General features: G+C 68.5%; 19 protein-coding genes. 6 read left to right on the forward strand and 13 right to left on the reverse strand.

Annotated elements, in window-relative coordinates:
• Positions 1 to 7: 7 nt before the first annotated feature.
• The 10 genes from tolB to dnaE form a co-directional block, all read right to left on the reverse strand.
• A complete protein-coding gene (gene tolB, locus GBO37_RS00615; protein WP_252926497.1) occupies positions 8 to 1327 on the reverse strand; it encodes a Tol-Pal system beta propeller repeat protein TolB in 1320 nt (439 codons plus the stop codon).
• Positions 1328 to 1382: 55 nt separating this feature from the next.
• Complete coding sequence (locus GBO37_RS00620) at positions 1383 to 3341, reverse strand: hypothetical protein (RefSeq protein WP_252926499.1); 1959 nt, start codon at positions 3339 to 3341, stop codon at positions 1383 to 1385.
• A gap of 3 nt (positions 3342 to 3344) precedes the next feature.
• A complete protein-coding gene (locus GBO37_RS00625) occupies positions 3345 to 3794 on the reverse strand; it encodes an ExbD/TolR family protein (RefSeq protein ID WP_046001374.1) in 450 nt (149 codons plus the stop codon).
• Position 3795: 1 nt separating this feature from the next.
• Positions 3796 to 4488 carry a protein TolQ gene (gene tolQ, locus GBO37_RS00630; RefSeq protein WP_045981459.1) on the reverse strand — a complete coding sequence of 231 codons (693 nt, stop codon included), beginning with the start codon at positions 4486 to 4488 and terminating at the stop codon, positions 3796 to 3798.
• A gap of 167 nt (positions 4489 to 4655) precedes the next feature.
• A complete protein-coding gene (gene ybgC / locus GBO37_RS00635; protein ID WP_127899105.1) occupies positions 4656 to 5051 on the reverse strand; it encodes a tol-pal system-associated acyl-CoA thioesterase in 396 nt (131 codons plus the stop codon).
• A gap of 36 nt (positions 5052 to 5087) precedes the next feature.
• Complete coding sequence (ruvB, locus tag GBO37_RS00640) at positions 5088 to 6119, reverse strand: Holliday junction branch migration DNA helicase RuvB (RefSeq protein WP_045981457.1); 1032 nt, start codon at positions 6117 to 6119, stop codon at positions 5088 to 5090.
• Positions 6116 to 7036, reverse strand: a complete 921-nt coding sequence (locus GBO37_RS00645) for a M48 family metalloprotease (protein WP_252926501.1) — start codon at positions 7034 to 7036, stop codon at positions 6116 to 6118. Before GBO37_RS00645 ends, ruvB begins: the two co-directional genes overlap by 4 nt.
• Positions 7037 to 7051: 15 nt before the next feature.
• Positions 7052 to 7762 carry a Holliday junction branch migration protein RuvA gene (ruvA, locus tag GBO37_RS00650; protein ID WP_252926503.1) on the reverse strand — a complete coding sequence of 237 codons (711 nt, stop codon included), beginning with the start codon at positions 7760 to 7762 and terminating at the stop codon, positions 7052 to 7054.
• Positions 7759 to 8268: a crossover junction endodeoxyribonuclease RuvC gene (ruvC, locus tag GBO37_RS00655; RefSeq protein WP_045981454.1), complete on the reverse strand. Its 510-nt coding sequence runs from the start codon at positions 8266 to 8268 to the stop codon at positions 7759 to 7761. The genes ruvA and ruvC overlap by 4 nt, the downstream gene beginning before the upstream one ends.
• A gap of 99 nt (positions 8269 to 8367) precedes the next feature.
• On the reverse strand, positions 8368 to 11838 hold the full coding sequence (dnaE, locus tag GBO37_RS00660) for a DNA polymerase III subunit alpha (protein WP_252926505.1): 3471 nt from the start codon (positions 11836 to 11838) through the stop codon (positions 8368 to 8370).
• 104 nt (positions 11839 to 11942) lie between these two features.
• Here dnaE and GBO37_RS00665 point away from each other — a divergent pair, with 104 nt between their 5' ends.
• The 5 genes from GBO37_RS00665 to GBO37_RS00685 all read left to right on the forward strand — a co-directional run bounded on the left by GBO37_RS00665 (position 11943) and on the right by GBO37_RS00685 (position 17775).
• Positions 11943 to 13454, forward strand: coding sequence for an ABC transporter ATP-binding protein (locus GBO37_RS00665; protein WP_252926592.1), 1512 nt, complete (start codon positions 11943 to 11945; stop codon positions 13452 to 13454).
• Positions 13451 to 14527: an ABC transporter permease gene (locus tag GBO37_RS00670; RefSeq protein WP_252926507.1), complete on the forward strand. Its 1077-nt coding sequence runs from the start codon at positions 13451 to 13453 to the stop codon at positions 14525 to 14527. Before GBO37_RS00665 ends, GBO37_RS00670 begins: the two co-directional genes overlap by 4 nt.
• Entirely contained in the window at positions 14524 to 15411 is an 888-nt protein-coding gene (locus GBO37_RS00675) for an ABC transporter permease (RefSeq protein ID WP_252926509.1), read from the forward strand. The genes GBO37_RS00670 and GBO37_RS00675 overlap by 4 nt, the downstream gene beginning before the upstream one ends.
• A 31-nt stretch (positions 15412 to 15442) precedes the next feature.
• Entirely contained in the window at positions 15443 to 16519 is a 1077-nt protein-coding gene (locus tag GBO37_RS00680; RefSeq protein WP_046001367.1) for a BMP family ABC transporter substrate-binding protein, read from the forward strand.
• 149 nt (positions 16520 to 16668) lie between these two features.
• Positions 16669 to 17775: a VWA domain-containing protein gene (locus GBO37_RS00685; RefSeq protein WP_252926511.1), complete on the forward strand. Its 1107-nt coding sequence runs from the start codon at positions 16669 to 16671 to the stop codon at positions 17773 to 17775.
• Here GBO37_RS00685 and purU read toward each other — a convergent pair.
• From purU to GBO37_RS00700, 3 genes are all read right to left on the reverse strand, one after another.
• Entirely contained in the window at positions 17772 to 18656 is an 885-nt protein-coding gene (gene purU / locus GBO37_RS00690; RefSeq protein WP_045981447.1) for a formyltetrahydrofolate deformylase, read from the reverse strand. The two genes, GBO37_RS00685 and purU, sit on opposite strands and share 4 nt — an antisense overlap.
• 116 nt (positions 18657 to 18772) lie before the next feature.
• A complete protein-coding gene (locus GBO37_RS00695) occupies positions 18773 to 19939 on the reverse strand; it encodes a M20 aminoacylase family protein (RefSeq protein WP_252926513.1) in 1167 nt (388 codons plus the stop codon).
• A gap of 90 nt (positions 19940 to 20029) precedes the next feature.
• Positions 20030 to 21862 carry an ABC transporter ATP-binding protein gene (locus GBO37_RS00700; RefSeq protein WP_252926516.1) on the reverse strand — a complete coding sequence of 611 codons (1833 nt, stop codon included), beginning with the start codon at positions 21860 to 21862 and terminating at the stop codon, positions 20030 to 20032.
• A gap of 248 nt (positions 21863 to 22110) precedes the next feature.
• Between GBO37_RS00700 and GBO37_RS00705 the strand changes: the two genes are divergently transcribed.
• Positions 22111 to 23814 carry a peptide ABC transporter substrate-binding protein gene (locus tag GBO37_RS00705; protein WP_046001364.1) on the forward strand — a complete coding sequence of 568 codons (1704 nt, stop codon included), beginning with the start codon at positions 22111 to 22113 and terminating at the stop codon, positions 23812 to 23814.
• Positions 23815 to 23930: the final 116 nt, after the last annotated feature.

Here is a 23930-nt window from a genome sequence, read left to right on the forward strand (position 1 = left end):
CTCATCCTCATGGCAACAGGGGACCCCAGGACGGGTCCGAGGCGGCAAAGTCAAGATTCATCGGTCGCATGTTGCGCCCGGTGATGTCCACCGAATGCAGACGCGGCTGGCCGTTTCCGCCGGGGGTGGCGCGCGTGAACATCACCACCCGACCGTTCGGGGCCCAGGTCGGGCCCTCGTCCAGGAAGCTTTCGGTCAGCATGCGTTCGGACGATCCGTCGGTGCGCATGGTGCCGATGTGAAAGCGTTCGCCGATCTGCTTGGTGAACGCGATCAGGTCCCCCTTGGGCGACCAGGTGGGCGTGCCGTAACGCCCGTCCCCAAAGCTGATGCGCGACGGCTCGGCCCCGTCCAGCCCCATGATGTATAGCTGCGGCGCGCCGGACCGATCGCTTTCGAACACGATGCGCTGCCCGTCCGGGCTGAACCCCGGAGAGGTGTCGATTGCCGGCGAATTGGTCAGCGCGCGTTGGGCGCCGGTGGCCACGTCCATCAGCCAGATGTCGGTATTGCCGCCCTGTTCGCGCGAATACGCGACCCACCGCCCGTCCGGGCTGAAGGTCGGCGCAAAGGCCATCGTGCTGGCATCGCGGGTCAGCGGCCGGGCGCTGACGGTCGCCACGTCCATCAGCTGTATCTGGGGAAAGCCGCTGTCATAGCTGGTGAACAGCAGGCGGCGCCCGTCGGGCGAGAATTTCGGCGCCAGCACCAGGGACGAGCTGTCGGTCATCCACAGGATGTTCGCGCCGTCGTAATCCATCACACCGATCCGCTTGATCCGTGCGCTTTTGGGGCCGGTTTCCTGGACGAAGGCCACGCGGCTGTCGAAATAAGGCTTTTCGCCGGTCAGCCGGGCATAGATCTGGTCGGCGATCTTGTGGGCCGCGCGGCGCCAGTCGGCGGCGCGGGCGTCGAACTGCATCCCGTCGCCCTGCGGCTGGCCCGACACGACGTCGAACAGCCGAAAGCCCACGCTGATGTTGTCGCCCATCTGCCGCACCTCGGCCGAGACCAGCGCCTGCGCGTTCACCGCCCGCCAGTCGTCATAGCTGACGGCCTCGGTAAAGCTGGCGGGGCGGGCGACATGCGTCGCGACGGGGATCTCGCTGAACAGGCCGGTGCCGGTCAGGTCGTCCGCCACGACCTGACGGATGCGGGCCGCGATTTCGGCATCGCCGTGAAAGGCCGGAATGGCGATCGACATTGGCTCTATCACGCCGTCGGTGATCTCGATGCGCAGGGGGGTGTCCTGCGCCATCACGGGCCCGGCCGGCAGCAACGCTGCGGCCAGCAGGAAGGCAGGGGCAAGGATCAATCTGCGGAACATGGCGTCATCACTACCTTTTTTCGGCGAACAGCGGAAGGTGGCCCCCGCCGGTCAGTCATTGGAACGCAACGCCGTCGGGGCGGAAGTCCACCACGACATCGCGCCAGCGTCCGTATTTCGATGCGGGCAGATCGAACCCGGCGCGTCCGCACATCAGGATGGCGCGGCGCGCGACCTCGAACCCCTGCTGGGCTGCGGATTCGCTGCCGCCCTGATAGCCGGCGATGCGCATGCTGTTCTGGTCGGGCACCCCGTCCGGCGACAGCGTGAACCCGACCGAGACGGTCATCTGCGACGCCTCGACCGACAGCGCGCCCAGGTTCCAGCAGTCCTGGATCGCAAAGCGCAGCCCGTCGCGTTCCGACAACGTCAGCGGGTCGCCCAAGGGCAGGCCCTGCGCCGCATCGGGCAGGGGCGTCGCCTGGATCGGGCTGGGGGTCAGCTGCATCATGTCGGCAGGCGGACCCGAAGGGTCGTTCGCCGGATCCGCCGCGGCCCCGGTCCCCGCCATGGCCCCCGCCAGCGCGGCGGCCAGCGGGTCCAGCCCGGCCGAGGCGCCGCTGCCGCCCTCGATGGTCTGCGACGGGCTGCCGGCCGTGTCGGAGCCAGAGGCGGCGTCCTGCCCCCCTGCCCCGCCCTGCGCATCGCGCAGCGCGTCCTCCAGCGCCTGCCGATCCGCCGCCTCGCGCGCGGCCTGTTCGGCAGCCGCCTGACGCTCGGCCTCGGCTTGGCGCTCTGCCTCTGCGGCGGCTTCGGCGGCGGCACGGCGCTCTTCCTCTGCCTCTGCGGCAGCGCGGCGTTCCGCCTCCGCGGCGGCCTGGCGCTCCGCTTCTTCGGCCTGGCGTGCGGCTTCGGCGCGACGTTCTTCCTCGGCCGCTGCAGCGGCGCGGCGCTCCTCCTCCGCCTCTGCGGCAGCACGGCGCTCCGCCTCCTCAGCGGCTTGGCGTTCCGCCTCCTCAGCGGCCAGGCGCTCGGCCTCCGCGGCCTGACGTGCGGCTTCGGCGCGGCGCTCCTCCTCGGCCACGGCCTCTGCGGCGGCACGACGCGCCTCTTCCGCTTCGGCCGCCGCGCGGCGTTCGGCCTCTGCGGCGGCGTCGGCTGCCTGCCGTTCCTCCTCCGCAGCTTGGCGCGCGGCTTCCGCGCGGCGCTCTTCCGCGGCCTCTGCCGCTGCGCGCCGTTCCTGCTCCGCCTCTGCCGCGGCCTGACGTTCGGCTTCCGCGGCAGCGTCCGCCGCGGCTTGGCGCTCGCGTTCGGCGGCGGCTTGGCGGTCTGCCTCGGCGGCAGCCTGGCGTTCCGCCTCGGCTGCGGCTTCGGCGGCCGCATCGGCCGTGGCCTGACGCGCGGCGGCGGCAGCCGCATCTGCGGCCGCCTGACGCGCAGCCTCGGCCGCAGCCGCCTCTGCCACGCGGCGGTTGAAGGATTCGACCAGGTCGGCCGGCCGGTCCTCGGGGCGGCGCGAGGCATCAAGTGCGAGCGCCGATCGCGGGGCGACCGGAACGGCTGCGGCGTCAGGCGTCGGCAGCGCCGGGCGGTTAGGCTGAGCCTCTGCCACGGGGGCCGGGGGGGTGTCCGGAACCTGCGGGGCGGTCTCGGCCCCATCGGTCTGGTTCGGGCGCGACGCGGGCAGATCGGTCGCGACCTCGACCGGAGCGGCGGGCGCGAAATCGCTGAGGTCGGGCACGGATTCGGCCGTATCGGGCTGTTCCAGCGCCGCGGCCTGCCCCGATTGCGGGGGGATCGCATCGACGGGCCGCGCCGCACCGTCCTCGGCCGGGTCGACGGGGTCGGGCAAGGTGGCCACCGCGGTCGAATCGGCACCCACCGGCCCCGCCCCGCGGGCGGCGGCGGCCATCGCCTCGAACTCGGCGCCGCTGATGGTCGAGACCTGGGTCGTGCGCACCATCGGGCTGGGCTGCGGACGAAACAGCGCCCCGCCCAGGATCGCCCACAGGATCAGAGAGCCGTGCGCGACCCCCGAGACCCAGTAACCGATGCGCCCTTCGCGTTCGTCCATGGTTCAGCCGTCCATCCGCGGTCCGCCGGTCTCGGTGACCAAGACGATGTCGGTGATGCCCGCCGCGTTCAGCGCGCCCATGATCTGGACCACGCGGGCATAGGGGATGGTGCCGTCGGCACGCAGGAACACCCGGCCCGACTGCCGTTCCGCCAGGATCGTGCGCAGCGTCGTCACGACCTGCTCGTCCGCCACCGGCTGGTCCATGATCGTCAGCGACCCCTCGACCGGGATCGACACCATCAACGGCTCCTCGTCCTCGTTGGGGACCGCGTTGGCGGCGGTTTCGGGCAAGTTCAGCGGAACGCCCGCCGTCATCAGCGGCGCCGCGACCATGAAGATGATCAGCAGCACCAGCATCACGTCCACGAAGGGCGTGACGTTGATCTCGGACATCGGCAGGTTGCGCCGACGGCCCTTGCTGCGGACGCGCTTGACGACCCCGGATGCCATGTCAGGCCTCGTCCATCTGGCGCGACAGAAGCGTCGAGAACTCGTCCGAGAACGCCTCCCATCCGCCGGTGATGCGTTCCGCATCGCCCGACAGCTTGTTGTAGAAGACGACGGCCGGGATGGCCGCGACCAGGCCCAGGGCAGTCGCCAGCAGGGCCTCGGCGATGCCCGGCGCCACGACGGCCAGACTGGTATCCTGGGTCAGGGCGATGCCCTCGAATGCGGACTTGATGCCCCACACGGTGCCGAACAGGCCGATGAAGGGCGCGGTCGACCCCACGGTCGCCAGGAAGGACAGGCCGCGGAACAGGCGCTGTTCCTCGCGCTGGATGGCCACGTTCATGGCCCGGTCGATGCGCCCGATGCCGCCCGCGATCAGCCGCCCGTCATCGCGGTGGCTGCGGCGCCATTCGGTCATGCCCGCGGAAAAGATCCGTTCGGACGGCCCCTTGGGACGGTCGCCAAGCCGGTCATAAAGATCGTCCAAGGGCTCTCCGGACCAGAAGGCGCGGTCAAAGCGGGCGGCCTCCTTGCGCGCCTGCGCAAAGGTCAGGAATTTCTGCACGATGATCGCCCAGGACCAGAACGAGGCCGCGATCAGCATGATCATGACCACCTGCACCGTCAGCGAGGATCGCCAGAACAAAGCCACGGCCGAAAAGTCGATGGCCTCGGCGGCCTGAATGGGTTCCATGGTCTACTGCCTCATCATCAGGGGCCGCAACTGCCCCCTGGCAGCCCGGCGTTGCGGCCTGTTACCCTGTAATTGCCACGGGTTTCAGCCCCCGCGGCAACACAATGGCGTCAATTTTCATCAACCTGCGTCCGTGTTGCCGCATCCGCGCGGCAGAGGCCACGGGTTCAGCCCTCCGGCAGCGCCCGCGACAGGGCAGCGGGTAGGCGCACGGGACGTCCCCGCCCGTCCAGGCTGACGATCGTCACCCGCGCCGAAAACAGTACCTCATCGCCGCGCAGCACCTGCTGGTCGACCACGATCCGCGCGGCCGTGGCGTGCGACAGGTCGGTGACCACGGTCAGCAGGTCGTCGAAGCGCGCGGGGCGCAGATAGTCGGCCTCGATATGGCGGACGGCGAAGACATGGCCCGACGTCTCCTTCATGCGCATCTGGTCGATGCCGGTGGCCCGCATCCATTCGGACCGCCCCCGCTCGATGTATTTCAGATAGTTCGCATAATAGACGATCCCGGCCAGGTCGGTGTCTTCGTAATAGACGCGCAATGTCAGGTGATGGCTCATGGGGACCAAAATACGCGCGATCGGTCCCGTCCGCAATCAGACGTCGAACAGCGTCGCCTGACCGGTGGGGACCGGCATGTCCAGGCCCAGATGGCGCCAGGCCCCCTGGGTCAGCATGCGCCCGCGTGGGGTGCGCGCGACCAGGCCCTGCTGCAGCAGATAGGGCTCGATCACCTCCTCGATGGCGTCGCGGCTCTCGGACAGGGCGGCGGACAGCGTCTCGACCCCCACGGGTCCGCCCGCGTAATGCTGCGCCATCTGGGTCAGGTACCGCCGGTCGGCCCCGTCCAGGCCCAGATCGTCCACCCCCAGCCGGTTCAACGCGATATCGGCGATCTCGCGCGTCAGGCGGCCGTTACCCTCCACCAGCGCAAAATCGACCACGCGGCGCAGCAGCCGGCCCGCGATGCGGGGCGTGCCGCGGGCGCGGCGCGCGATCTCCAGCGTGCCTTCGGGATCGGCGCTGATCCCCATCAGCCGCGCGCCGCGCTGCACGATCAGGTCCAGTTCCGCGATCTCATAGAACTGCAGCCGGGTCGGAATGCCGAACCGATCGCGCAGCGGCGTGGTCAGCAGGCCAAGCCGCGTGGTCGCCCCCACCAGCGTGAAGGGCTGCAGTTCTATGCGAACGGTGCGTGCGGCCGGGCCCTCGCCGATCACAAGATCCAGCTCGAAATCCTCCATCGCGGGGTACAGGATCTCCTCGACCGCGGGGTTCATGCGGTGTATCTCGTCGATGAACAGGACGTCGCGCGCCTCGAGGTTGGTCAGGATCGCGGCCAGATCCCCCGCCCGCGCGATGACCGGCCCGGATGTCATGCGGAAGTTCACCCCCAGTTCGCGTGACATGATCTGCGCCAGCGTGGTCTTGCCCAGTCCCGGGGGGCCGAAGAACAGCGTGTGGTCCATCGCCTTGCCGCGCATCTTGGCGCTTTCGATGAACACCTTCAGGTTCGCGCGCGCCTCGGCCTGGCCCACGAATTCGGACAGGTTCTGCGGGCGCAGCGCGCGATCCTCGACATCGCTGTCCAGCTTTTCGGGGCGCAGGTCAGGGTCCGGCCCGGTCATCCGCGGCCCCAGGGCGTGCGCGGCGCGGCGCCGGTGCGGGGGATGCGGCTTGGTCCGGCGGCGGGGGCCGGGTCACGCGCAGCCGTGCCATCCATCGCCATCAGCCGGGCGATCCGCTCCTCGGTCGGGGGGTGGGTGGTGAACAGCCGGTCGGCCCGCATCGCGTGCAGCGGGTTGATGATGAACATCGCCGCCGCGGCGGGGTTCTTCTCGGCCGGCAGGTTCACGCTGCGCCCCGCCGCCTGCGCGATCCGGCTCAGCGCCGAGGCCAGCGCCCGCGGCTTGCCGCTGATCTGCGCGCCGGTCGCATCCGCCTCGTATTCCCGCGCACGAGAGATCGCCATCTGCACCATCATCGCGGCCATCGGCGCCAGGATCATCGCCAGGATGCCGCCGATCATGCCGCCCCGCCCCTCGCGGTTTCCCGCGAACAGCATCATGTTCCCCATCATCGCGATGGCGCCGGCCATGGTCGCGGTGACGGTCATGGTCAGCGTGTCGCGATGCCGGATATGGGCCAGCTCATGGGCGATCACGCCCTCGATCTCGTCGGCGGACAGGTGGTTCAGCAGCCCCTGCGTCACCGCCACGGCGGAGTTCTGCGGATTGCGCCCGGTGGCAAAGGCATTGGGCTGCTGGGTCGGCAGCAGGTACAGCTTGGGCATCGGCATCTGCGCGCGCTCGGCCAGCCGCGCGGTCATCGCGTGCAGTTCGGCCCCCTGCTGGGGCGACAACTCGACCGCACCCTGCTGGCGCAGGACCATCTTGTCGCTGTTCCAGTAGCTGAAGAAGTTCATGCCCCCCGCGATCACCAGCGCCATCACCGCACCGCCCGATCCGCCCAGCATCCAGCCCAAGGCCATGACCAGCGCGGTCAGCGCCGCCATCAGCATGAAGACCTTGATGTTTCCTGCCATGTTCAGACCTCCGGTTCAGTCCTTGGGCGCCAGCAGACGCAGCGCCGCGCGGATCAACGCGGGCATGGCCGCCGCCGGTTCCCGCGCCTGCGCCTCGGCCACGGCGGATGCCGCCTCGGACGGACCATAGCCCAGATTGGTCAGCGCCGACAGCGCATCCGCCATCGCCTGGCCCTGATGCGCGCCGGTCGCGGGGGTGGGGGCATCGGCGCGACCGCGCGCGGATGCCGCGGAGGGGCCGGGCTCGATGCCCGGCTCCTCCGCATGACCGCCCGCGGCAACGTCCCCCGCATCAATGGTCAGTGCGCCACCCAGGGCCATGACCGACGGCGCCTTGTCCTTGAGTTCCAGCACGATCCGCTGCGCCAGCTTGGGACCGACCCCGTTCGCCTTGCGCACCGACGCCCAGTCCCCCAGCGCGATCGCCCGGCCCAACCCCTCGGGGCCCAGCGTGCTCAGGATCGCCAGCGACACCTTGGCACCGACCCCCTGGACCGACGTCAGCAGCCGGTGCCACTCCTTGTCCAGCATGGTGGGGAATCCGAACAGCTGCAAAAGATCCTCGCGCACCACCAGCTCGGTATACAGCGCGGCCGCCTGCCCCACCGGCGGCAGCCCCGCCGCCGTCCGCTCGCTGACATGCACGATGTACCCCACGCCCCGCACGTCGATCAGCACGTGATCGCGCGCCCGGTGCAGGATGACCCCCGCGATCCGCCCGATCATGCCGCGCCCCGCTTGGGCGTGGCGACCCGCAGCGACCGTCCCTGCAGATGACGGGCGTGACAGATGGCGATGGCCAGCGCATCCGCCGCGTCCGCGCTGTCGAAGACCGCCCCGGGCAGCTGGATGCGCACCATGTGCTGGACCTGCTCCTTGCCCGCGTGACCCACGCCCACGACGGTCTTCTTGACCGCGTTGGGCGCGTATTCCCCGACCGATATCCCGGCCTCGGCTGGCGCCAGCAGGGCCACGCCCCGCGCCTGCCCCAGCTTCAGCGTCCCGGTCGCGTCCTTGTTGACGAAGGTCTGCTCGACCGCGGCCTCGTCGGGGGCATGGGTCGCGATGACCGCGCACAGGCCCCGGAACAGGACCGACAGCCGCGCGCCCAGATCCTGCGCGCCGTCCGAATGGATGGTGCCGTTGGCGATGTGACGGATGCGCGATCCGTCGACCTCGATCATCCCCCAGCCCATGTTCCGCAAACCGGGATCGATACCCAAGACCTTCATGCTGCCCTCTTTTTTCCGATTGCTAGCACGAAGCGCGAACATCTGGCTAGGGGCATGCCACGGCGGGCCATGGGTATTCGAACGACAAAGACGCCCGGCTCACTCCTCGACCACGTCCAGCACGCCGGGCACCGCGCGCAGCGCCTGGCGCGCGGGGGTGGTCAGGGGGGCGTCGTTGGCGACCTCGATCTCGATGATCTCGTCACCCTCGCGGATGCGCAGGCGGATCGGGCCGCGCGACCGGGGCGGCACGATGATGTCGGTGCGGATGCGGGTCAGCACCTCGACCAGGCGCGGGATCGTGTCGGCGCCCTGCATCTCGACCGCAAGGCAGCCTGCACCCGCGTCGGCCACGGCGTCCTCCAGCGCGGTGACCGAATTCGCCAGCATCTTGACCTGATCGCCCGACGGCTCGACCTTGACCTGCAGCACGACGCTGGCGCCCGGTTCCAGCTTGTCGCGGCTGGCGGTCAGCAGGTCCGAGAACACCGTGACCTCATACAGCCCCGTGGGGTCCGACAGGCTGACGAAGGCATAGGCGGTGCCCTTGGCGGACTTGCGCTCCATCCGCGCGGCGACCGTGCCCGCGATCTGGGCGACCAGCGGGCCGTTCAGCGCGTCCTGGCTGATCTCGGCCAGGGTCATCACCTTCTTGCGGCGCAGGGCCGGCAGATAGTCGTCCAGCGGATGCCCGGACAGGTAGAATCCGACGGCCTTGTGCTCCTCTCCCAGCTTCTCGGTCGGCAGCCAGATGCCCGACAGGGGGGCACGCGGCGGCGGCAGATCCTCTCCGCCCCCGAACAGCGACGTCTGGCTGGAGGCGGCCTGGCTCTGGACCGCCGCCGACCAGGCGACCAACCCGTCCAGCGACTTCATCACCCGGGCGCGGTTGTCGTCCAGTCCGTCGAAGGCGCCGGCGCGGGCCAGCATCTCCAGCGGGCGCTTGCCCACCCGCTTCATGTCGGTGCGCCGTGCCAGGTCGTGGATGTCGCGGAACGGCTGGTCCGCGCGCGCATCGTGGATCAGGCGCATCGCCTCCAGGCCCACGCCCTTCAGCGCGCCCAGGGCATAGTGGATGCGCCCCGGCCCCACGGTGAAGGTCGGCGCCGAGCGGTTGACGCAGGGCGGCACGATCTCGATCCCCATCCGATCGCATTCGCGTTTGTAGACGGCCAGCTTGTCGGTCAGGTGGATGTCGCAGTTCATCACCGCGGCCATGAATTCGACCGGGTGGTTCGCCTTCAGCCACGCGGTCTGATAGCTGACCACGGCATAGGCGGCCGCGTGCGACTTGTTGAAGCCGTAGTTGGCGAACTTTTCCAGCAGGTCGAAGACCTCTCCGGCCTTCTTGTCGGGCACGCCGTTGGCGACCGCGCCCTTGACGAACTTGGGCCGTTCCTTGGCCATCTCGGCGGCGATCTTCTTGCCCATGGCGCGGCGCAGCAGGTCGGCGCCGCCCAGCGAATAGCCCGCCATGACCTGGGCGATCTGCATCACCTGTTCCTGATAGACGATGATGCCCTGGGTCTCGGCCAGGATGTCGTCGATGGTCGGGTGGATCGATTCCAGGTCGCGCAGGCCGTTCTTGACCTCGCAATAGGTCGGGATGTTCTCCATCGGGCCGGGACGGTACAGCGCCACCAGCGCCACGATGTCCTCGATGCAGGTTGGTTTCATGCGGCGCAGGGCGTCCATCATGCCGCTGGATTCCACCTGGAACACCGCGACCGTGCGCGCGCTGGCGAACAGGTCATAGCTGGCCTTGTCGTCCAGCGGGATCAGGTTGATCTGGTTTTCCGTCCCCGGCGCGGGGTCGTACAACTGCCGCCCGTCGGCGGCGATGTGCAGCGGACGGCCCTGACCGTTGATCAGGTCGACCGCATTCTGGATCACCGTCAGCGTCTTGAGGCCCAGAAAGTCGAACTTGACCAGGCCGGCCTGCTCCACCCATTTCATGTTGAACTGGGTCGCCGGCATGTCGGATGCCGGATCGCGGTACAGCGGCACCAGCTGGTCCAGTGGCCGGTCCCCGATCACCACCCCCGCCGCGTGGGTGGAGGCGTTGCGATAAAGCCCCTCCAGCTGTTCGGCGTAATCCAGAAGGCGGGCCACCACCTCCTCGCGCGCGGCCTCGCGCAGGCGCGGCTCGTCGGCGCGGGCCTTGGCGATGCTGACGGGTTTCACGCCCTCGACCGGGATCATCTTGGACAGGCGGTCCACCTGGCCGAAGGGCAGCTGCAGCACGCGCCCCACGTCGCGCACCGCCGCCTTGGACAGCAGCGCGCCGAAGGTGATGATCTGGCCCACCTTGTCGGCCCCGTACTTGCCCTGCACGTAACGGATCACCTCCTCGCGGCGGTCCATGCAGAAGTCGATGTCGAAATCCGGCATGCTGACCCGTTCGGGGTTCAGGAACCGCTCGAACAGCAGGTTGTAGCGCAGGGGGTCCAGGTCGGTGATGGTCAGCGCATAGGCGACCAGCGACCCGGCGCCCGACCCGCGGCCAGGTCCGACCGGGATGCCCTGTTCCTTGGCCCAATGGATGAAATCGGCCACGATCAGGAAATAGCCGGGAAAACCCATCTGCTCGATGATGCCCAGTTCGAAATCCAGGCGCGCGGTGTATTCCTCGACCGTGACCGCGTGGGGGATGACCTTCAGCCGCTCGGCCAGGCCGGCATGGGCCTGGCGACGCAGTTCGGTCACCTCGTCATCGGCGAACCGGGGCAGGATCGGCGCGTGCTTGGACACTGCAAAGGCGCAGCGGCGGGCGATCTCGACGGTGTTCTCGATCGCCTCGGGCAGGTCGGCGAACAGGACCGCCATCTCTTCGGCGGACTTGAAGTAATGCTGGGGCGTCAGGCGGCGACGGGGCTGGGACTGGTCGACATAGGCCTTCTCGGCGATGCAGATCAGCGCGTCATGCGCCTCGTACATGGTGGTCTTGGGAAAATAGACATCGTTCGTCGCCACCAGCGGAAGACCCTTGGCATAGGCCAGATCGACCAGACCGCCCTCGGACGCGGCCTCGGCGGCCATCAGCTGGCCGTTCTCGCCGGGGTGGCGCTGCAGTTCGACATAGAGCCGGTCGCCGAAGGACGCCGCCAGCTGGTCCACCAGCGCCTCGGCCTTGGGCATCTGGCCCTGCGCGATCAGCAGGCCCAAGGGACCCGTCGCGCCCCCGGTCAGGCAGATCAGCCCCTCGGCCTTGGCGCACAGCTCGTCGACCGTCACATGCGGCAGCGCCCCGCCCTCGCGCAGATAGAGGCAGGTGGACAGCGCCATCAGGTTCATCCACCCCGCCTGGTTCTGCGCCAGAAGGACGACCGGCCCGGTGGCCTCGGCCATCAACGTCACCTGACAGCCGATAATGGGCTGGATGCCCTTGTCGCGGGCCTTCACGCTGAATTCCAGCGCGGCGAACATGTTGTTCGTGTCGGTCAGCGCGACCGCTGGCATGCCTGCCTCGAAGGCAAGGCTTGGCAATTTGCCTACGGGAATGGCACCTTCCAGCAACGAATGCTCGGAATGTGTGCGAAGATGGATGAATCGGGGGGATTTTGCGGCCATGATCGGGACAGTATCGCAGCGTGACCAAACAGTGCAATTGCGCGGCTGCCGAATTGCGGTCTAAGCAGGTCAGGAATTTGACCAAGGGGACAGAATTGACCGACATGCCCGTGTTCCGCGCCAGGGGTCTGGGCAAGTCCTATCCCGGCGTCCGCGCCAATGACGACGTGTCGTTCCACGTCATGCCCGGAGAGATCCACGCCCTGCTGGGCGAGAACGGCGCGGGCAAGTCGACGCTGGTCAAGATGATCTATGGGCTGGTGCGCCCCGATGACGGGCAGATGTGGCTGGGCGACGGCGCCCATGCGCCCTCCGATCCGCGGGCGGCGCGGGCGGCGGGCGTCGCGATGGTGTTCCAGCATTTCAGCCTGTTCGACGCGCTGACGGTCGCCGAAAACATCGCCCTGGGGATGGAGAATCCGCCGCCGCGGCGCGAACTGTCGGCGCGCATCACCAAGGTCAGCCATGATTTCGGCCTGCCGCTGAACCCCGCGCGGCGCATCGTCACCCTGTCGGCCGGCGAACGCCAGCGGGTCGAGATCATCCGCTGCTTGCTGCAGAACCCGCGCCTGTTGATCATGGACGAGCCGACCAGCGTGCTGACCCCGCAGGAGGCCGAATTGCTGTTCGCGACCCTGCGCAAGCTGGCGGCGCAAGGCACCGCGATCCTGTACATCAGCCACAAGCTGGACGAGATCCGCAGCCATTGCGACCGCGCCACGATCCTGCGGCACGGCAAGGTCGTGGACAGCTGCGACCCCCGCGCCCATTCCGCCCGCGACCTGGCCGCGATGATGGTCGGCGGCCAGATGCGCCAGATCGACCGCAGCGGTCGCCAGCCCGGCGCCGTCCTGCTGGAGGTGCGCGCCCTGTCCCAGCCCGCCCCCAATGCCGAGGGCACCGCGCTGAAGGACATCGCCCTGACCCTGCGGGCCGGAGAGATCCTGGGCATCGGCGGCGTCGCCGGCAACGGCCAGGAGGAGCTGTTGGCCGCCCTGTCGGGCGAGGTCCGCAGCGCGCCCGGCACCGTCACGCTGGAAGGCGCGGACCTGTCCGCCGCCGGCCCCGAACCGCGCCGCGTCAAGGGCCTGCTCAGCGCGCCCGAGGACCGGCTGGGCCATGCCGCCGTCCCCGATTTCAGCCTGACCGAGAATACGCTGCTGACCGCGGGCAGCCGCAAGTCCCTGGTCCGCGGCGGGCTGATCGACCACAAGGCCGCGCGCGACTATGCGCTGGCGGTGATCGACGGGTTCGACGTCCGCACCCCCGGGCCCCATGTCGCGGCCCGCGCCCTGTCCGGCGGCAACCTGCAGAAGTTCGTCATCGGCCGAGAGGTCATGCAGAACCCGCGCGTGCTGGTCGTGAACCAGCCCACCTGGGGCGTCGACGCGGGGGCCGCTGCCGCCGTGCGGCAATCGCTGCTGGACCTGGCGCGCCAGGGTGCGGGCGTCATCGTCATCTCTCAAGATCTGGATGAGCTTTTGGAACTGTCCGACCGTTTCTGCGCCCTGAACGAAGGCCGCCTGTCGCCCCCCGTCCCCACCGACGGCCTGACGCTGGACCGCATCGGCCTGATGCTGGGCGGCGCGCACGGCATGGAAGAGGCGCATCTATGATCACGCTGATCCCGCGCCAAAGCGCCTCGACCGGCTGGCAGGTCGCGACGCCGGTCATGGCCGTGCTGGCCACGATGATCGCCGGCGGGCTGCTGTTCGCGATGCTGGGGCATGACCCGGTCGCGGCGATCCGCACGATCTTCTGGGACCCGCTGTTCGGCCCTGCCGCCGGCTATTCCCGGCCGCAGCTGCTGATCAAGGCCGCGCCGCTGATCCTGATCGCCTCCGGGCTGGCCATCGGCTTTCGCGCCGGCATCTGGAACATCGGGGCCGAGGGGCAGTACATCATCGGCGGCATCACCGGCGCCGCGGTCGCCTTGGCGCTGTACCCGCTGGAGGCCTGGTGGCTGTTTCCGCCGATGGTCGCGGCCGGACTGGCCGGGGGCTGGGCCTGGGGCATGATCCCCGCGATGCTCAGGAACTGGTTCGGCGCATCGGAAATCCTGGTGTCGCTGATGCTGGTCTATGTCGCGCAGCGGATCGCCGCATGGATGGCCTTTGGCCCGATGCGCAACCCGCAGGGCATGGGCTTTCCCGGATCGCGCAACCTGCAGCAATACCCCTCGGCCGCGAACCCCGAGCTGATCGCCGGGACCGGCGCGCATTGGGGCGTCGTGGCCGCCGCCGCCGCGGTCCTGGCCACGTGGTTCCTGATGAGCCGCCACATCCGCGGGTTCCACATCCGCGCCGCCGGCACCGCGCCCCGTGCCGCGCGATTCGCGGGCGTGCGGCCGCAGACGCTGGTCGCGTTCTGCCTGGGCCTGTCGGGCGCGCTGGCCGGTGCCGCGGGCCTGTTCGAGGTCGCGGGCCCCGCGGGCCAGATCACCGACAAGCTGGGCGTGGGATACGGGTTCACCGCGATCATCGTGGCGTTCCTGGGACGGCTGCACCCGGTGGGCATCCTGCTGGCGGGACTGCTGCTGGCGCTGACCTATATCGGGGGCGAACTGGCTCAGCTGACCATGTCGCTGCCCGCCGCGACCGTGCAGGTGTTCCAGGGGATGCTGCTGTTCTTCCTGTTGGGCTTCGACGTCCTGACCCGCTATCAGATCCGCAGAAGGCGCACCGCATGATCGACCCCCTGTCCATCTTTCTGCTGCTGATCTCGGCCTCGACCCCGATCCTGTTCGCTGCCCTGGGCGAACTGGTCGTGGAACGCGCGGGCGTCCTGAACCTGGGGGTCGAGGGGATGATGATTACCGGCGCGCTGGCCGGTTTCGCCGCCGCCTATGCCAGCGGCAATCCGTTCCTGGGGTTTCTGGTCGCGGCCGTGGCGGGGGCGGCCATATCGCTGCTGTTCGCGGCGCTGACGCAGCTGTTCCTGGCCAACCAGGTCGCATCGGGCCTGGCGCTGACCCTGTTCGGCCTGGGCCTGGCCGCGATGTTCGGCAAGCCGTTCGAGGGGGTCAAGGCGCCGCCCATGCCCATCGGGCCGCTGCGCATCAACTGGATCGTGTGGCTGGGGCTGGCGATGGTGCCGGTCGTCTGGTGGTTCCTGAACCGCACCCGGCGCGGCCTGGTCCTGCGCGGCGTCGGAGAGAACCACGAGGCCGCCCACGCCCTGGGCTATGACGTGCGCCTGGCCCGTCTGGCGGCCATCGCCTTCGGCGGCGCGATGGCGGGGATCGGCGGGGCGTTCATCTCGATCGCGACGGTCCTGCAATGGACCGAGGGGATGACCGCCGGTGCGGGCTGGATTGCGCTGGCGATCGTGGTTTTCTCGAACTGGACGGCGGCGGGCGTCCTGGCGGGGGCCTGGCTTTTCGGCGGCGTCACCGTGCTGCAGCTGCGCCTGCAGGCGGCGGGCGTGCAGGTGCCGGTGCAGCTGCTGTCGATGGCGCCCTATCTGGCGACCATCATCGTGCTGGTGGCCATCTCGGCCCGGCAGAAATACTCGCGGCGCGCGGGGGCGGCTGCCCCCGGCTCGCTTGGGACCAACTTCCACGCGCTGCGGTAGAACCGCGGCCATACCAACCAAGAGGGATACCATGAACCGCAGACATCTTCTGGCCACGGCCGCCGCCCTGATGACCGCGATGGCCGCCCCGGCCATGGCCCAGGACGAGCCGCTGAAGGTCGGCTTCATCTATGTGGGCCCCGTGGGTGACGGCGGCTGGACCTATCAGCACGACCTGGCCCGCCAGGCCGTCGAGGCCGAGTTCGGCGACCGCGTCGAGACCACCTTCATCGAGAGCGTGCCGGAAGGCGCCGACGCCGAACGCGCCCTGACCCAGCTGGCCCTGGCCGGGAACGAGCTGATCTTCGCGACCAGCTTCGGCTTCATGGACCCGGTGATGAACGTCGCGGCCAAGTTTCCCGACATCAAGTTCGAACATGCCACCGGCTACAAGACCGCCGAGAACGTCGCGACCTATGACGCGCGCTTCTACGAGGGTCGGGCGGTCATCGGCACCATCGCGGGCCGCATGACGGAATCGAACAAGATCGGCTATATCGGGTCCTTCCCGATCCCCGAGGTGATCCAGGGCATCAACTCCAGCTTCATCCATGCCCGCAAGGTGAATCCGGACGTGGAGATGCGCGTCGTCTGGGCCTACAGCTGGTTCGACCCCGCCAAGGAGGCCGAGGCCGCGTCGGCGCTGTTGGCCGAGGGCGTGGACGTGATCCTGCAGCACACCGATTCGACCGCGCCCCTGGCCCAGGCCCAGCAGGCCGGCGCCATCGGCTTCGGTCAGGCCAGCGACATGGCGGCGTTCAAGCCCAGCCCGCGGGTGGCCTCGATCATCGATGAATGGTCGCCCTATTATATCAAGCGCGTCGGCGCGGTGCTGGACGGCACCTGGGAAAGCGGATCCAGCTGGGCGGGCATCGGTGACGGAGAGGTCGTGATCGGAGAGATCACCGACGCCGTCCCCGCCGAGGTCAAGGCAGAGGCCGAGGCCCTGCGCGACGCCATCGGCGCGGGCGAATACCACCCCTTCACCGGGCCGCTGAACAAGGCCGACGGCACCGTCTGGCTAGCCGAGGGAGAGACCGCCAGCGACGCGGACCTGCAGTCGATGAACTTCTACGTCGAGGGCATCACCGCCCAGATCCCGCAGTAAGCGGCCCTGACCGACACCCTGCGCGCCCCGGTCCGAAAAGGCCGGGGCGTTCGTCGTTCCGGCGACATCCCGCGCAGGCCTGGCCGCGATGATGACATCCGGCCGCGACCCCGGCGATACTGTGCGCGACCGATACCGGAGGCCGCCTGATGCGCCTGCTTGCCCTGACCGCCCTGCTGCTGTCCACCGCCCCTGCCCTGGCGCAAGACGCCGACGCGCTGCTGGCACGCTTCCTGCAGGACCGGGGCGAGGATATCGACGCCTGCTTCACCGACATGCCACAGATGCGCGACGACCAGCGCGATGCCGATTTCCGGGGTGCGACGGACGCCCCGGTGCCCCTGCGGCGGCTGGTGGTGGCCTTCGACGCATCCGGGTCGATGGCGGGTGCGCTTGGCAGCGACACCAAGATGGCGGCGGCACGGCAGGCGGTCGATGCCCTGTTGGACGACCTGCCTGATGACGTGACCGCCAGCTTGGTGGCCTTTGGCCATCGGGGCACGAACGATGATGCCGGTCGCGCCGAAAGCTGTGCGGGGGTGGAGACCTTGGTGCCCGCCACCGACGATACCACGGCGCTGAAGGCCGCAGCGCAGGCGCTGGAACCGGCGGGCTGGACGCCCTTGGCCGATGCGCTGGCCGCCGCCGGGACGCAGCTGGCGCCGTCAGACACGGCGGGCGAACAGGTCGTCTATGTCGTGTCGGACGGAGAGGAGACCTGCGGCGGCGATCCGGTGGAACAGGCCCGCGCCCTGCATGACGGCGACATCCGCGCCGTCGTCAACATCCTGGGGCTGGACCTGCCCGCCGACGAACGCGCCCAGCTGGAGGCCGTGGCCCAGGCTGGGGGCGGCCTGTTCACCCCCATCACCACGCAAAGCGAGCTGGCGCGCGAGATCGAGGAAAGGCGTCGCTGGAACGCCAACAGCTTTGAAATGCTGAGAACCAACAACCAGGCGTCGATGACCCAGCTGCGCAATTCCAACGCCGCCGGAGGTGCGCTGCTGCGGCTGGACAACTGCATCGGCGGTCGTTCGCTGCGCGAGAGCAACCGGGTGCGTGCCTGGTCACGCAATCAGGATCTGACCCCCGACCAGCAGGCCGCGCTGCGCGCCGCGCTGACGGCCGCGCATGACGCCCATGACGCCCGCGCGGCAGAAATCCGCAGCACGCTGGAGGCCGCGCGCGACAGTGCAAACCAGGCCGTCCAGGATCAACGCGACGCCGATGCGGCCGAGTTCGAGGCGGTGCGTTAACCCATCCGCTCGCTGGCATAGCTGCCGGGCGACGGCGGGAAGACGACAGTCTTGGCCGCATTCAGGAAGACCCGGCCGTGGATATGAGCATGGACCGCGCGGGCCAGCACCTGCGCCTCGACGTCGCGGCCCAGGGAGACATAGTCGCCGGGAGACTGGGCATGGGTCACGCGGACCGTGTCCTGTTCGATGATCGGGCCTTCGTCCAGGTCGGCGGTGACGTAATGGCTGGTCGCGCCGATCAGCTTCACGCCCCGTTCATAGGCCTGCTTGTAGGGGTTCGCCCCCTTGAAGCTGGGCAGGAAGGAATGGTGGATGTTGATGATCCGCCCCGACATCTGCTGGCACATCCGGTCCGACAGCACCTGCATATAGCGCGCCAGCACGACCAGTTCGGCCCCGGTCTGGTCGATGATCTCCATCTGGCGGGCCTCGGCCTCGGCCTTGTTCTCGGGCGTGACGCGGATCATGTGGAAGGGGATGTCGTGGTTCACGACGACCTTCTGGTATTCGTGGTGGTTCGACACGACGCCAACGATCTCGATCGGCAGGGCACCGATGCGCCAGCGGTACAGAAGGTCGTTCAGGCAGTGCCCGAACCGGCTGACCATGATCAGCACCTTCTTCTTGACGGCATCGTCGGTGACCTCGACCTCCATGCCGAACCGCGTGGCGATGGGCGCGAACATCGCGCGCAGGCTCTCCAGCGTCGCGGCCCCTTCGGAGCGGAAGCTGACCCGCATGAAGAACCGACCCGTCTCGACGTCGTCGAACTGGGCGCTGTCGGTGATGTTGCAGTCCGCATCCGCCAGCGCGCCGGAAATCGCCGCGACGATGCCGCGGGTCGAGGCGCAGGTCACGCGCAGGGTGAAGGTCTTCATATGGGGTCCCCGTTTTGCCGATGGCGCGAACGCCACCGGCATTTCAACGCATTGCCCGCGAAGGGCAATCACGTTTGCGACGGCGGGGGGCCGCCCGCGACATCAGGCGGCCCGGATCAGGCCGCCGGCAGCCGCGCCTCGACCATGCCCGCATACCAGCTGGAGCCCGCCGGGATCGCATCGTCGTTGAAGTTGTAGGCCGGGTGATGGACCATCGCCGTGTCGCCGTTGCCGACCCAGATATAGGCGCCGGGACGTTCGTTCAGCATGTAGCTGAAATCCTCGCCGCCCATCATCGGCTGCATGTCCATGTTCACCCCGCCCGAGATGTCGCGCGCCACGTCGGCGGCCCATTCCGTCGCCTGCGGGTCGTTCATCGTAACCGGATAGCCACGCTGGTAATCGACATCGGCGCGCGCGCCCATCGCGGCGGCGATGTTGGTGGCGACGCGCTTGATCCCCTCCTCCAGCTGGTCGCGGACCTCGGGGGCCAGGCTGCGGGCGGTGCCCTTCAGCTGGACGACCTGCGGGATCACGTTATGCGCCGTCGAATCCGTCGACACCACGCAGACCGAGATCACCGCGTTCTTCAGCGGGTCGATGTTGCGCGCCACGACCGACTGCAGCGCCACGACGATCTGGGCGGCGGTCAGGGTGGTGTCGATGCATTCATGGGGCTTTGCGGCATGGCCGCCCTTGCCGGTCACGGTGATGTCGAACTGGTCGGCCGCCGCCATCATCGCGCCGGGCCGGATCGAGAACTGGCCCACCGGCATGCCGGGCATGTTGTGCATGCCGTAGAACTCGTCGATCTTCCAGCGGTCGACCAGACCGTCCAGCACCATCGCCTCGCCCCCGGCACCGCCTTCTTCCGCGGGCTGGAAGATCACGATGGCGGTGCCGTCGAAATTGCGCGTCTCGGCCAGGTACTTGGCCGCACCCAGCAGCATGGCGGTGTGGCCGTCATGGCCGCAGGCATGCATCTTGCCCGGCGTCTTTGACGCGTATTCCACGCCCGTCTGCTCGATGATCGGCAGCGCGTCCATGTCGGCGCGCAGGCCCACGACGCGGCCCTTGCTGTCGGTCCGGCCCTTGATGACGCCGACGACGCCCGTGCGGCCCACGCCCTCGGTCACTTCGTCACAGCCGAATTCGCGCAGCAGGTCGGCCACGCGGCCCGCGGTGCGGGGGACGTCGTACAGCAGTTCGGGATGTTCGTGGAAATCGCGGCGCCAGGCGGTGATTTCGGGCAGCAGTTCGGCAAAGCGGTTCTTGACGGGCATGGGTGTCTCCTTCGGGCGCAGGGTGGCGATTTCCTGCACGATCTGCAAGAGGGGCCAGGGGCACCCCGCCACGCCCTGCCCGAAAAATGATCAACCGTGGGTAACCGGATCGACCAGCACGCGGTGCCCCGGCGCGACCTCTCGGTAGACGGACGGCTTGGCCACATAATCGACCGGGTGCATGGGCGACGGGATGGGCTTGAAGCTCAGATCCTCGGTAATCTTCTTCTGGCGCGGGTCGGCCACGGGCACCGCCGACATCAGCTGGCGGGTATAGCTGTGCTGGGGGTTCTCGAAGACCTGCCGGCGGGTGCCCAGTTCGACGATGCGGCCCAGATACATCACGCCCACATGGKGGCTGACGCGTTCCACGACCGCCATGTCATGGCTGATGAACAGCATCGAGATGCCCAGGTCCTGCTGCAGCTCCATCAGCAGGTTCAGCACCTGCGCCTGGACCGACACGTCCAGCGCCGACACGGCCTCGTCCGCGATGATCAGCTTGGGGTTCAGCGCCAGGGCGCGGGCAATGGCGATGCGCTGGCGCTGGCCGCCCGACATCTCGTGCGGATAGCGCCGCATGAAGCTGCGCGGCAGTTCCACCCGATCGAACAGGGCGGCGATGCGGTCCTGGCGTTCGGACTTGCTGCCGATGCCATAGTTCTCCATCGGCTCTGCGACCTGGTCGTAGAGCTTCATGTGCGGGTCCAGGCTGGCGAACGGGTCCTGAAAGATCATCTGCATGTCGCGGCGCGACTTGCGCAGCGCGTTCGCAGACAGGCCGATGATGTCGGTGCCACCCAGGTCGACCGTGCCCGATTCGGGCTCGACCAGGCGCAGGATCGACCGCCCGCAGGTGGACTTGCCGCAGCCGGATTCCCCCACCAGCGACAGCGTCTCGCCGGCGTTGATGGTAAAGCTGACATCCTCGACCGCGTGCACCCGCGCGACGGTGCGGCGCAGCAGGCCGCCCTTGACCTTGAACCGCGTGGTCAGGTTCTTGACCGTCAGCAGCGGCGTGGGGTTGGCCACGACGATGGGTTCGGGGGCGCCGGTCGATCCGTCGCTCATCAGGCGCAGGCGTTCGGGGGCGGCCTTGCCGGTCATCTCGCCTAGGCGCGGGACGGCGGCCAGCAGCATCTTGGTGTAATCCCGCTGAGGATTTTCGAAGATCTGCTCGACCGGGCCTTCCTCGACCTTCTCGCCGCGATACATGACCACCACGCGGTCGGCCATCTGGGCGACCACGGCCATGTCATGGGTGATGAAAAGGACGGCAATCTGCTTTTCCCGCTTTAGCCGGTCGATCAGCGCCAGGATCTCCGCCTGGATCGTCACGTCCAGCGCGGTCGTGGGCTCGTCGCAGATCAGCAGGCGCGGCTCGCAGGCCATGGCGATGGCGATCACGACGCGCTGGCGCATGCCGCCCGACAGTTCGTGCGGATACTGGTCCAACCGGCGTTCGGGTTCGGGAATGCGGACCTGGCGCAGGATCTCCAGCGCACGGGCGCGGGCCTCGGCCTTCTTCAGGCCGCGATGGGTGATCAACCCCTCGACCAGCTGGTCGCCAACGGTGAAGACCGGGTTCAGCGCGGTCATCGGCTCCTGGAAGATCATGCCGATCTGGTTGCCGCGGATGTCGCGCATCGCGGCGCTGTTCTGGCGGGCCAGGTCGACGACCTTGCCGTCATCCTGTTCGAACATCAGCTGGCCGCCCGCGATGGTGCCCCCGCCGAATTCCACCAGCCGCATCAGCGACAGCGAGCTGACCGATTTTCCCGACCCGGATTCGCCCACCACGCAGACGCATTCGCCCGGCTTGATGTTGAAGCTGACATCCTTGACGCCGACCACGACCCCATCGTTGGTTTCGAATTCGACCCGCAGTTTCTCAATGGAAACAAGAGGTTTGTCGTCAAGCATCTGGGGCCCCCGGGAAAGATCAAGCCAGCAGGCTAGCCATTGCCCGGGGAAAGTCAAAGCCCAAACGCATGTGCGATGGGTCTTGCCTTTCGCAGAGGCTTCGTTTGATGATGCGCGCATTCCGCAGGGACGATGACAACACGAACAACCACCCGGACAATCGGGGACGCGACAAGACGATCAGCCCCCGAATGGCTGAAGGTGGCGTGGAACCCCCCGCGGGCCGCAACACCCAACAGGAGAGTGTAATGAAACTGAGAACCGGTCTGATGGGCGCCGCCGCCACGCTGGCGATGGCCCCTGCCGCTTTCGCGGAACGCGGCAGCGACGGCCAGCTGAACATCATCATGTGGCAGGCCCCGACCCTGATGCACCCCTATCTGTCGGGCGGCACCAAGGAAGTCATCGCCGGCAGCCTGGTCCTGGAACCGCTGGCGGGCTACGACACCGAAGGCCAGATCTATGCGCGCCTGGTGACCGAGATCCCGTCGCTGGAGAACGGCGGCATCGCCGAGGACCTGACCTCGGTCACCTGGAAGCTGCGCGACGACGTGAAATGGTCGGACGGCACGCCGCTGACCGCCGATGACGTCGTCTTCACCGCCGAATACTGCATGGACCCCGAGGGTGGCTGCGCGCAGCTGGCCAAGTTCGAGGGCATCACCGCGGTCGAGGCGGTCGATCCGCAGACCGTCAAGGTCACCTTCGATTCGCCGCGCGCCGACCCGTTCTCGGCCTTTGTCGGATCGCAGTCGCCGATCCTGCAGAAGGCCCAGTTCGAGGCCTGCAAGGGCGTGAACGCGCCGACCTGCACCGACCAGAACTTTGGCCCGATCGGCACCGGCCCGTTCCGCGTCACCCAGTTCCTGACCAACGACACGATCAGCCTGGAAGCGAACCCGGAATACCGCGACGCGGCCAAGCCCGCCTTTGCGACCGTGCTGGTCAAGGGTGGCGGCGACGCGGCCGGCGCCGCGCGGTCGGTCATGGAGACGGGCGAGTTCGACTATGCCTGGAACACCCAGCTGGCCCCCGACGTCATCGCCGGCATGGAGGCCGCGGGCCGCGGCAAGGTCTCTGCCGCGTTCGGCACGCTGGTGGAACGCATCCACGTCAACCTGACCGACCCGTCATCGTCGCTGCCCGAGGGCGAGCGTTCGACCGCCGCGCATCCGCATCCGTTCCTGTCGGACCCGGCGGTGCGCAAGGCGCTGTCCATGGCCATCGACCGCGCCCTGCTGGTCGAGATCGGCTATGGCACGTCGGGCCAGCCGACCTGCAACTATGTCCCCGCCCCCGAGGCCTGGGCGTCCGACAACACCGAATGCCTGACCCAGGACATCGCCGGTGCGAACGCGCTGCTGGACGAGGCAGGCTGGACGATGGGCGGCAACGGCGTGCGTGAGAAGGACGGCGTGCAGCTGAACATGGTCTTCCAGACCTCGGTCAACGCGGTCCGCCAGGACTTCCAGGCGCTGATCAAGCAGTGGTGGTCGGAAATCGGCGTCCAGACCGAACTGAAGACGGTCGACGCGTCGGTGTTCTTCGGGTCGGATGCGGGCTCGCCCGACACGCTGCAGAAGTTCTATGCCGACGTCGAGATGTATGCCGACAACTTCGACGGCAACAACCCGGCGCCCTACCTGTCCAAGTGGACCTGCGACAAGGCGCCCTCGCCCGCCAACCAGTGGCAGGGCGAGAACATCAGCCGCTTCTGCGACCCGGAATACGACCGCATGGTCGACGAGATCGAAGGCATCGTCGATGCCGACGAACGCGCCGCCATGGGCCGGACGATGAACGACATGCTGACCAAGGACAGCAACGCGATCATCCCGCTGGTCTATCGCGGCACGGCCTCGGCGCATTCGAACACGCTTGGCGGCGTGCAGCTGAACGCCTGGGACAGCGAGATCTGGAACGTCGCGGACTGGACCCGCGTCGAACAGTAATGCATCCTGCCGCCCTGGCCCTGCGCCGGGGCGGCGCCCCTCTCTCAGGGGCCCGCGGGCGCGCGGGACCGTGACGGGGGGACACAGATGCCCAGAAACCACCGGATCGAGGCACC

Source organism: Paracoccus sp. 08 (genome assembly GCF_024105395.1).
GTDB lineage: Bacteria > Pseudomonadota > Alphaproteobacteria > Rhodobacterales > Rhodobacteraceae > Paracoccus > Paracoccus marcusii.

Excerpts from the sequence above, each read along its gene's own strand:
- GBO37_RS00675 (WP_252926509.1), top strand. The coding sequence starts at position 14,524 with ATGATCGACCCCCTGTCCATCTTTCTGCTGCTGATCTCGGCCTCGACC.
- GBO37_RS00670 (WP_252926507.1), top strand. The coding sequence starts at position 13,451 with ATGATCACGCTGATCCCGCGCCAAAGCGCCTCGACCGGCTGGCAGGTC.
- GBO37_RS00625 (WP_046001374.1), bottom strand. The coding sequence starts at position 3,794 with ATGGCATCCGGGGTCGTCAAGCGCGTCCGCAGCAAGGGCCGTCGGCGC.
- GBO37_RS00680 (WP_046001367.1), top strand. The coding sequence starts at position 15,443 with ATGAACCGCAGACATCTTCTGGCCACGGCCGCCGCCCTGATGACCGCG.
- GBO37_RS00645 (WP_252926501.1), bottom strand. The coding sequence starts at position 7,036 with ATGGCAGGAAACATCAAGGTCTTCATGCTGATGGCGGCGCTGACCGCG.
- GBO37_RS00685 (WP_252926511.1), top strand. The coding sequence starts at position 16,669 with ATGCGCCTGCTTGCCCTGACCGCCCTGCTGCTGTCCACCGCCCCTGCC.
- purU (WP_045981447.1), bottom strand. The coding sequence starts at position 18,656 with ATGAAGACCTTCACCCTGCGCGTGACCTGCGCCTCGACCCGCGGCATC.
- tolB (WP_252926497.1), bottom strand. The coding sequence starts at position 1,327 with ATGTTCCGCAGATTGATCCTTGCCCCTGCCTTCCTGCTGGCCGCAGCG.
- ruvC (WP_045981454.1), bottom strand. The coding sequence starts at position 8,268 with ATGAAGGTCTTGGGTATCGATCCCGGTTTGCGGAACATGGGCTGGGGG.
- GBO37_RS00620 (WP_252926499.1), bottom strand. The coding sequence starts at position 3,341 with ATGGACGAACGCGAAGGGCGCATCGGTTACTGGGTCTCGGGGGTCGCG.
- ybgC (WP_127899105.1), bottom strand. The coding sequence starts at position 5,051 with ATGAGCCATCACCTGACATTGCGCGTCTATTACGAAGACACCGACCTG.
- dnaE (WP_252926505.1), bottom strand. The coding sequence starts at position 11,838 with ATGGCCGCAAAATCCCCCCGATTCATCCATCTTCGCACACATTCCGAG.
- tolQ (WP_045981459.1), bottom strand. The coding sequence starts at position 4,488 with ATGGAACCCATTCAGGCCGCCGAGGCCATCGACTTTTCGGCCGTGGCT.
- GBO37_RS00695 (WP_252926513.1), bottom strand. The coding sequence starts at position 19,939 with ATGCCCGTCAAGAACCGCTTTGCCGAACTGCTGCCCGAAATCACCGCC.
- GBO37_RS00665 (WP_252926592.1), top strand. The coding sequence starts at position 11,943 with ATGCCCGTGTTCCGCGCCAGGGGTCTGGGCAAGTCCTATCCCGGCGTC.
- GBO37_RS00705 (WP_046001364.1), top strand. The coding sequence starts at position 22,111 with ATGAAACTGAGAACCGGTCTGATGGGCGCCGCCGCCACGCTGGCGATG.
- ruvA (WP_252926503.1), bottom strand. The coding sequence starts at position 7,762 with ATGATCGGGCGGATCGCGGGGGTCATCCTGCACCGGGCGCGCGATCAC.
- ruvB (WP_045981457.1), bottom strand. The coding sequence starts at position 6,119 with ATGACCGGGCCGGACCCTGACCTGCGCCCCGAAAAGCTGGACAGCGAT.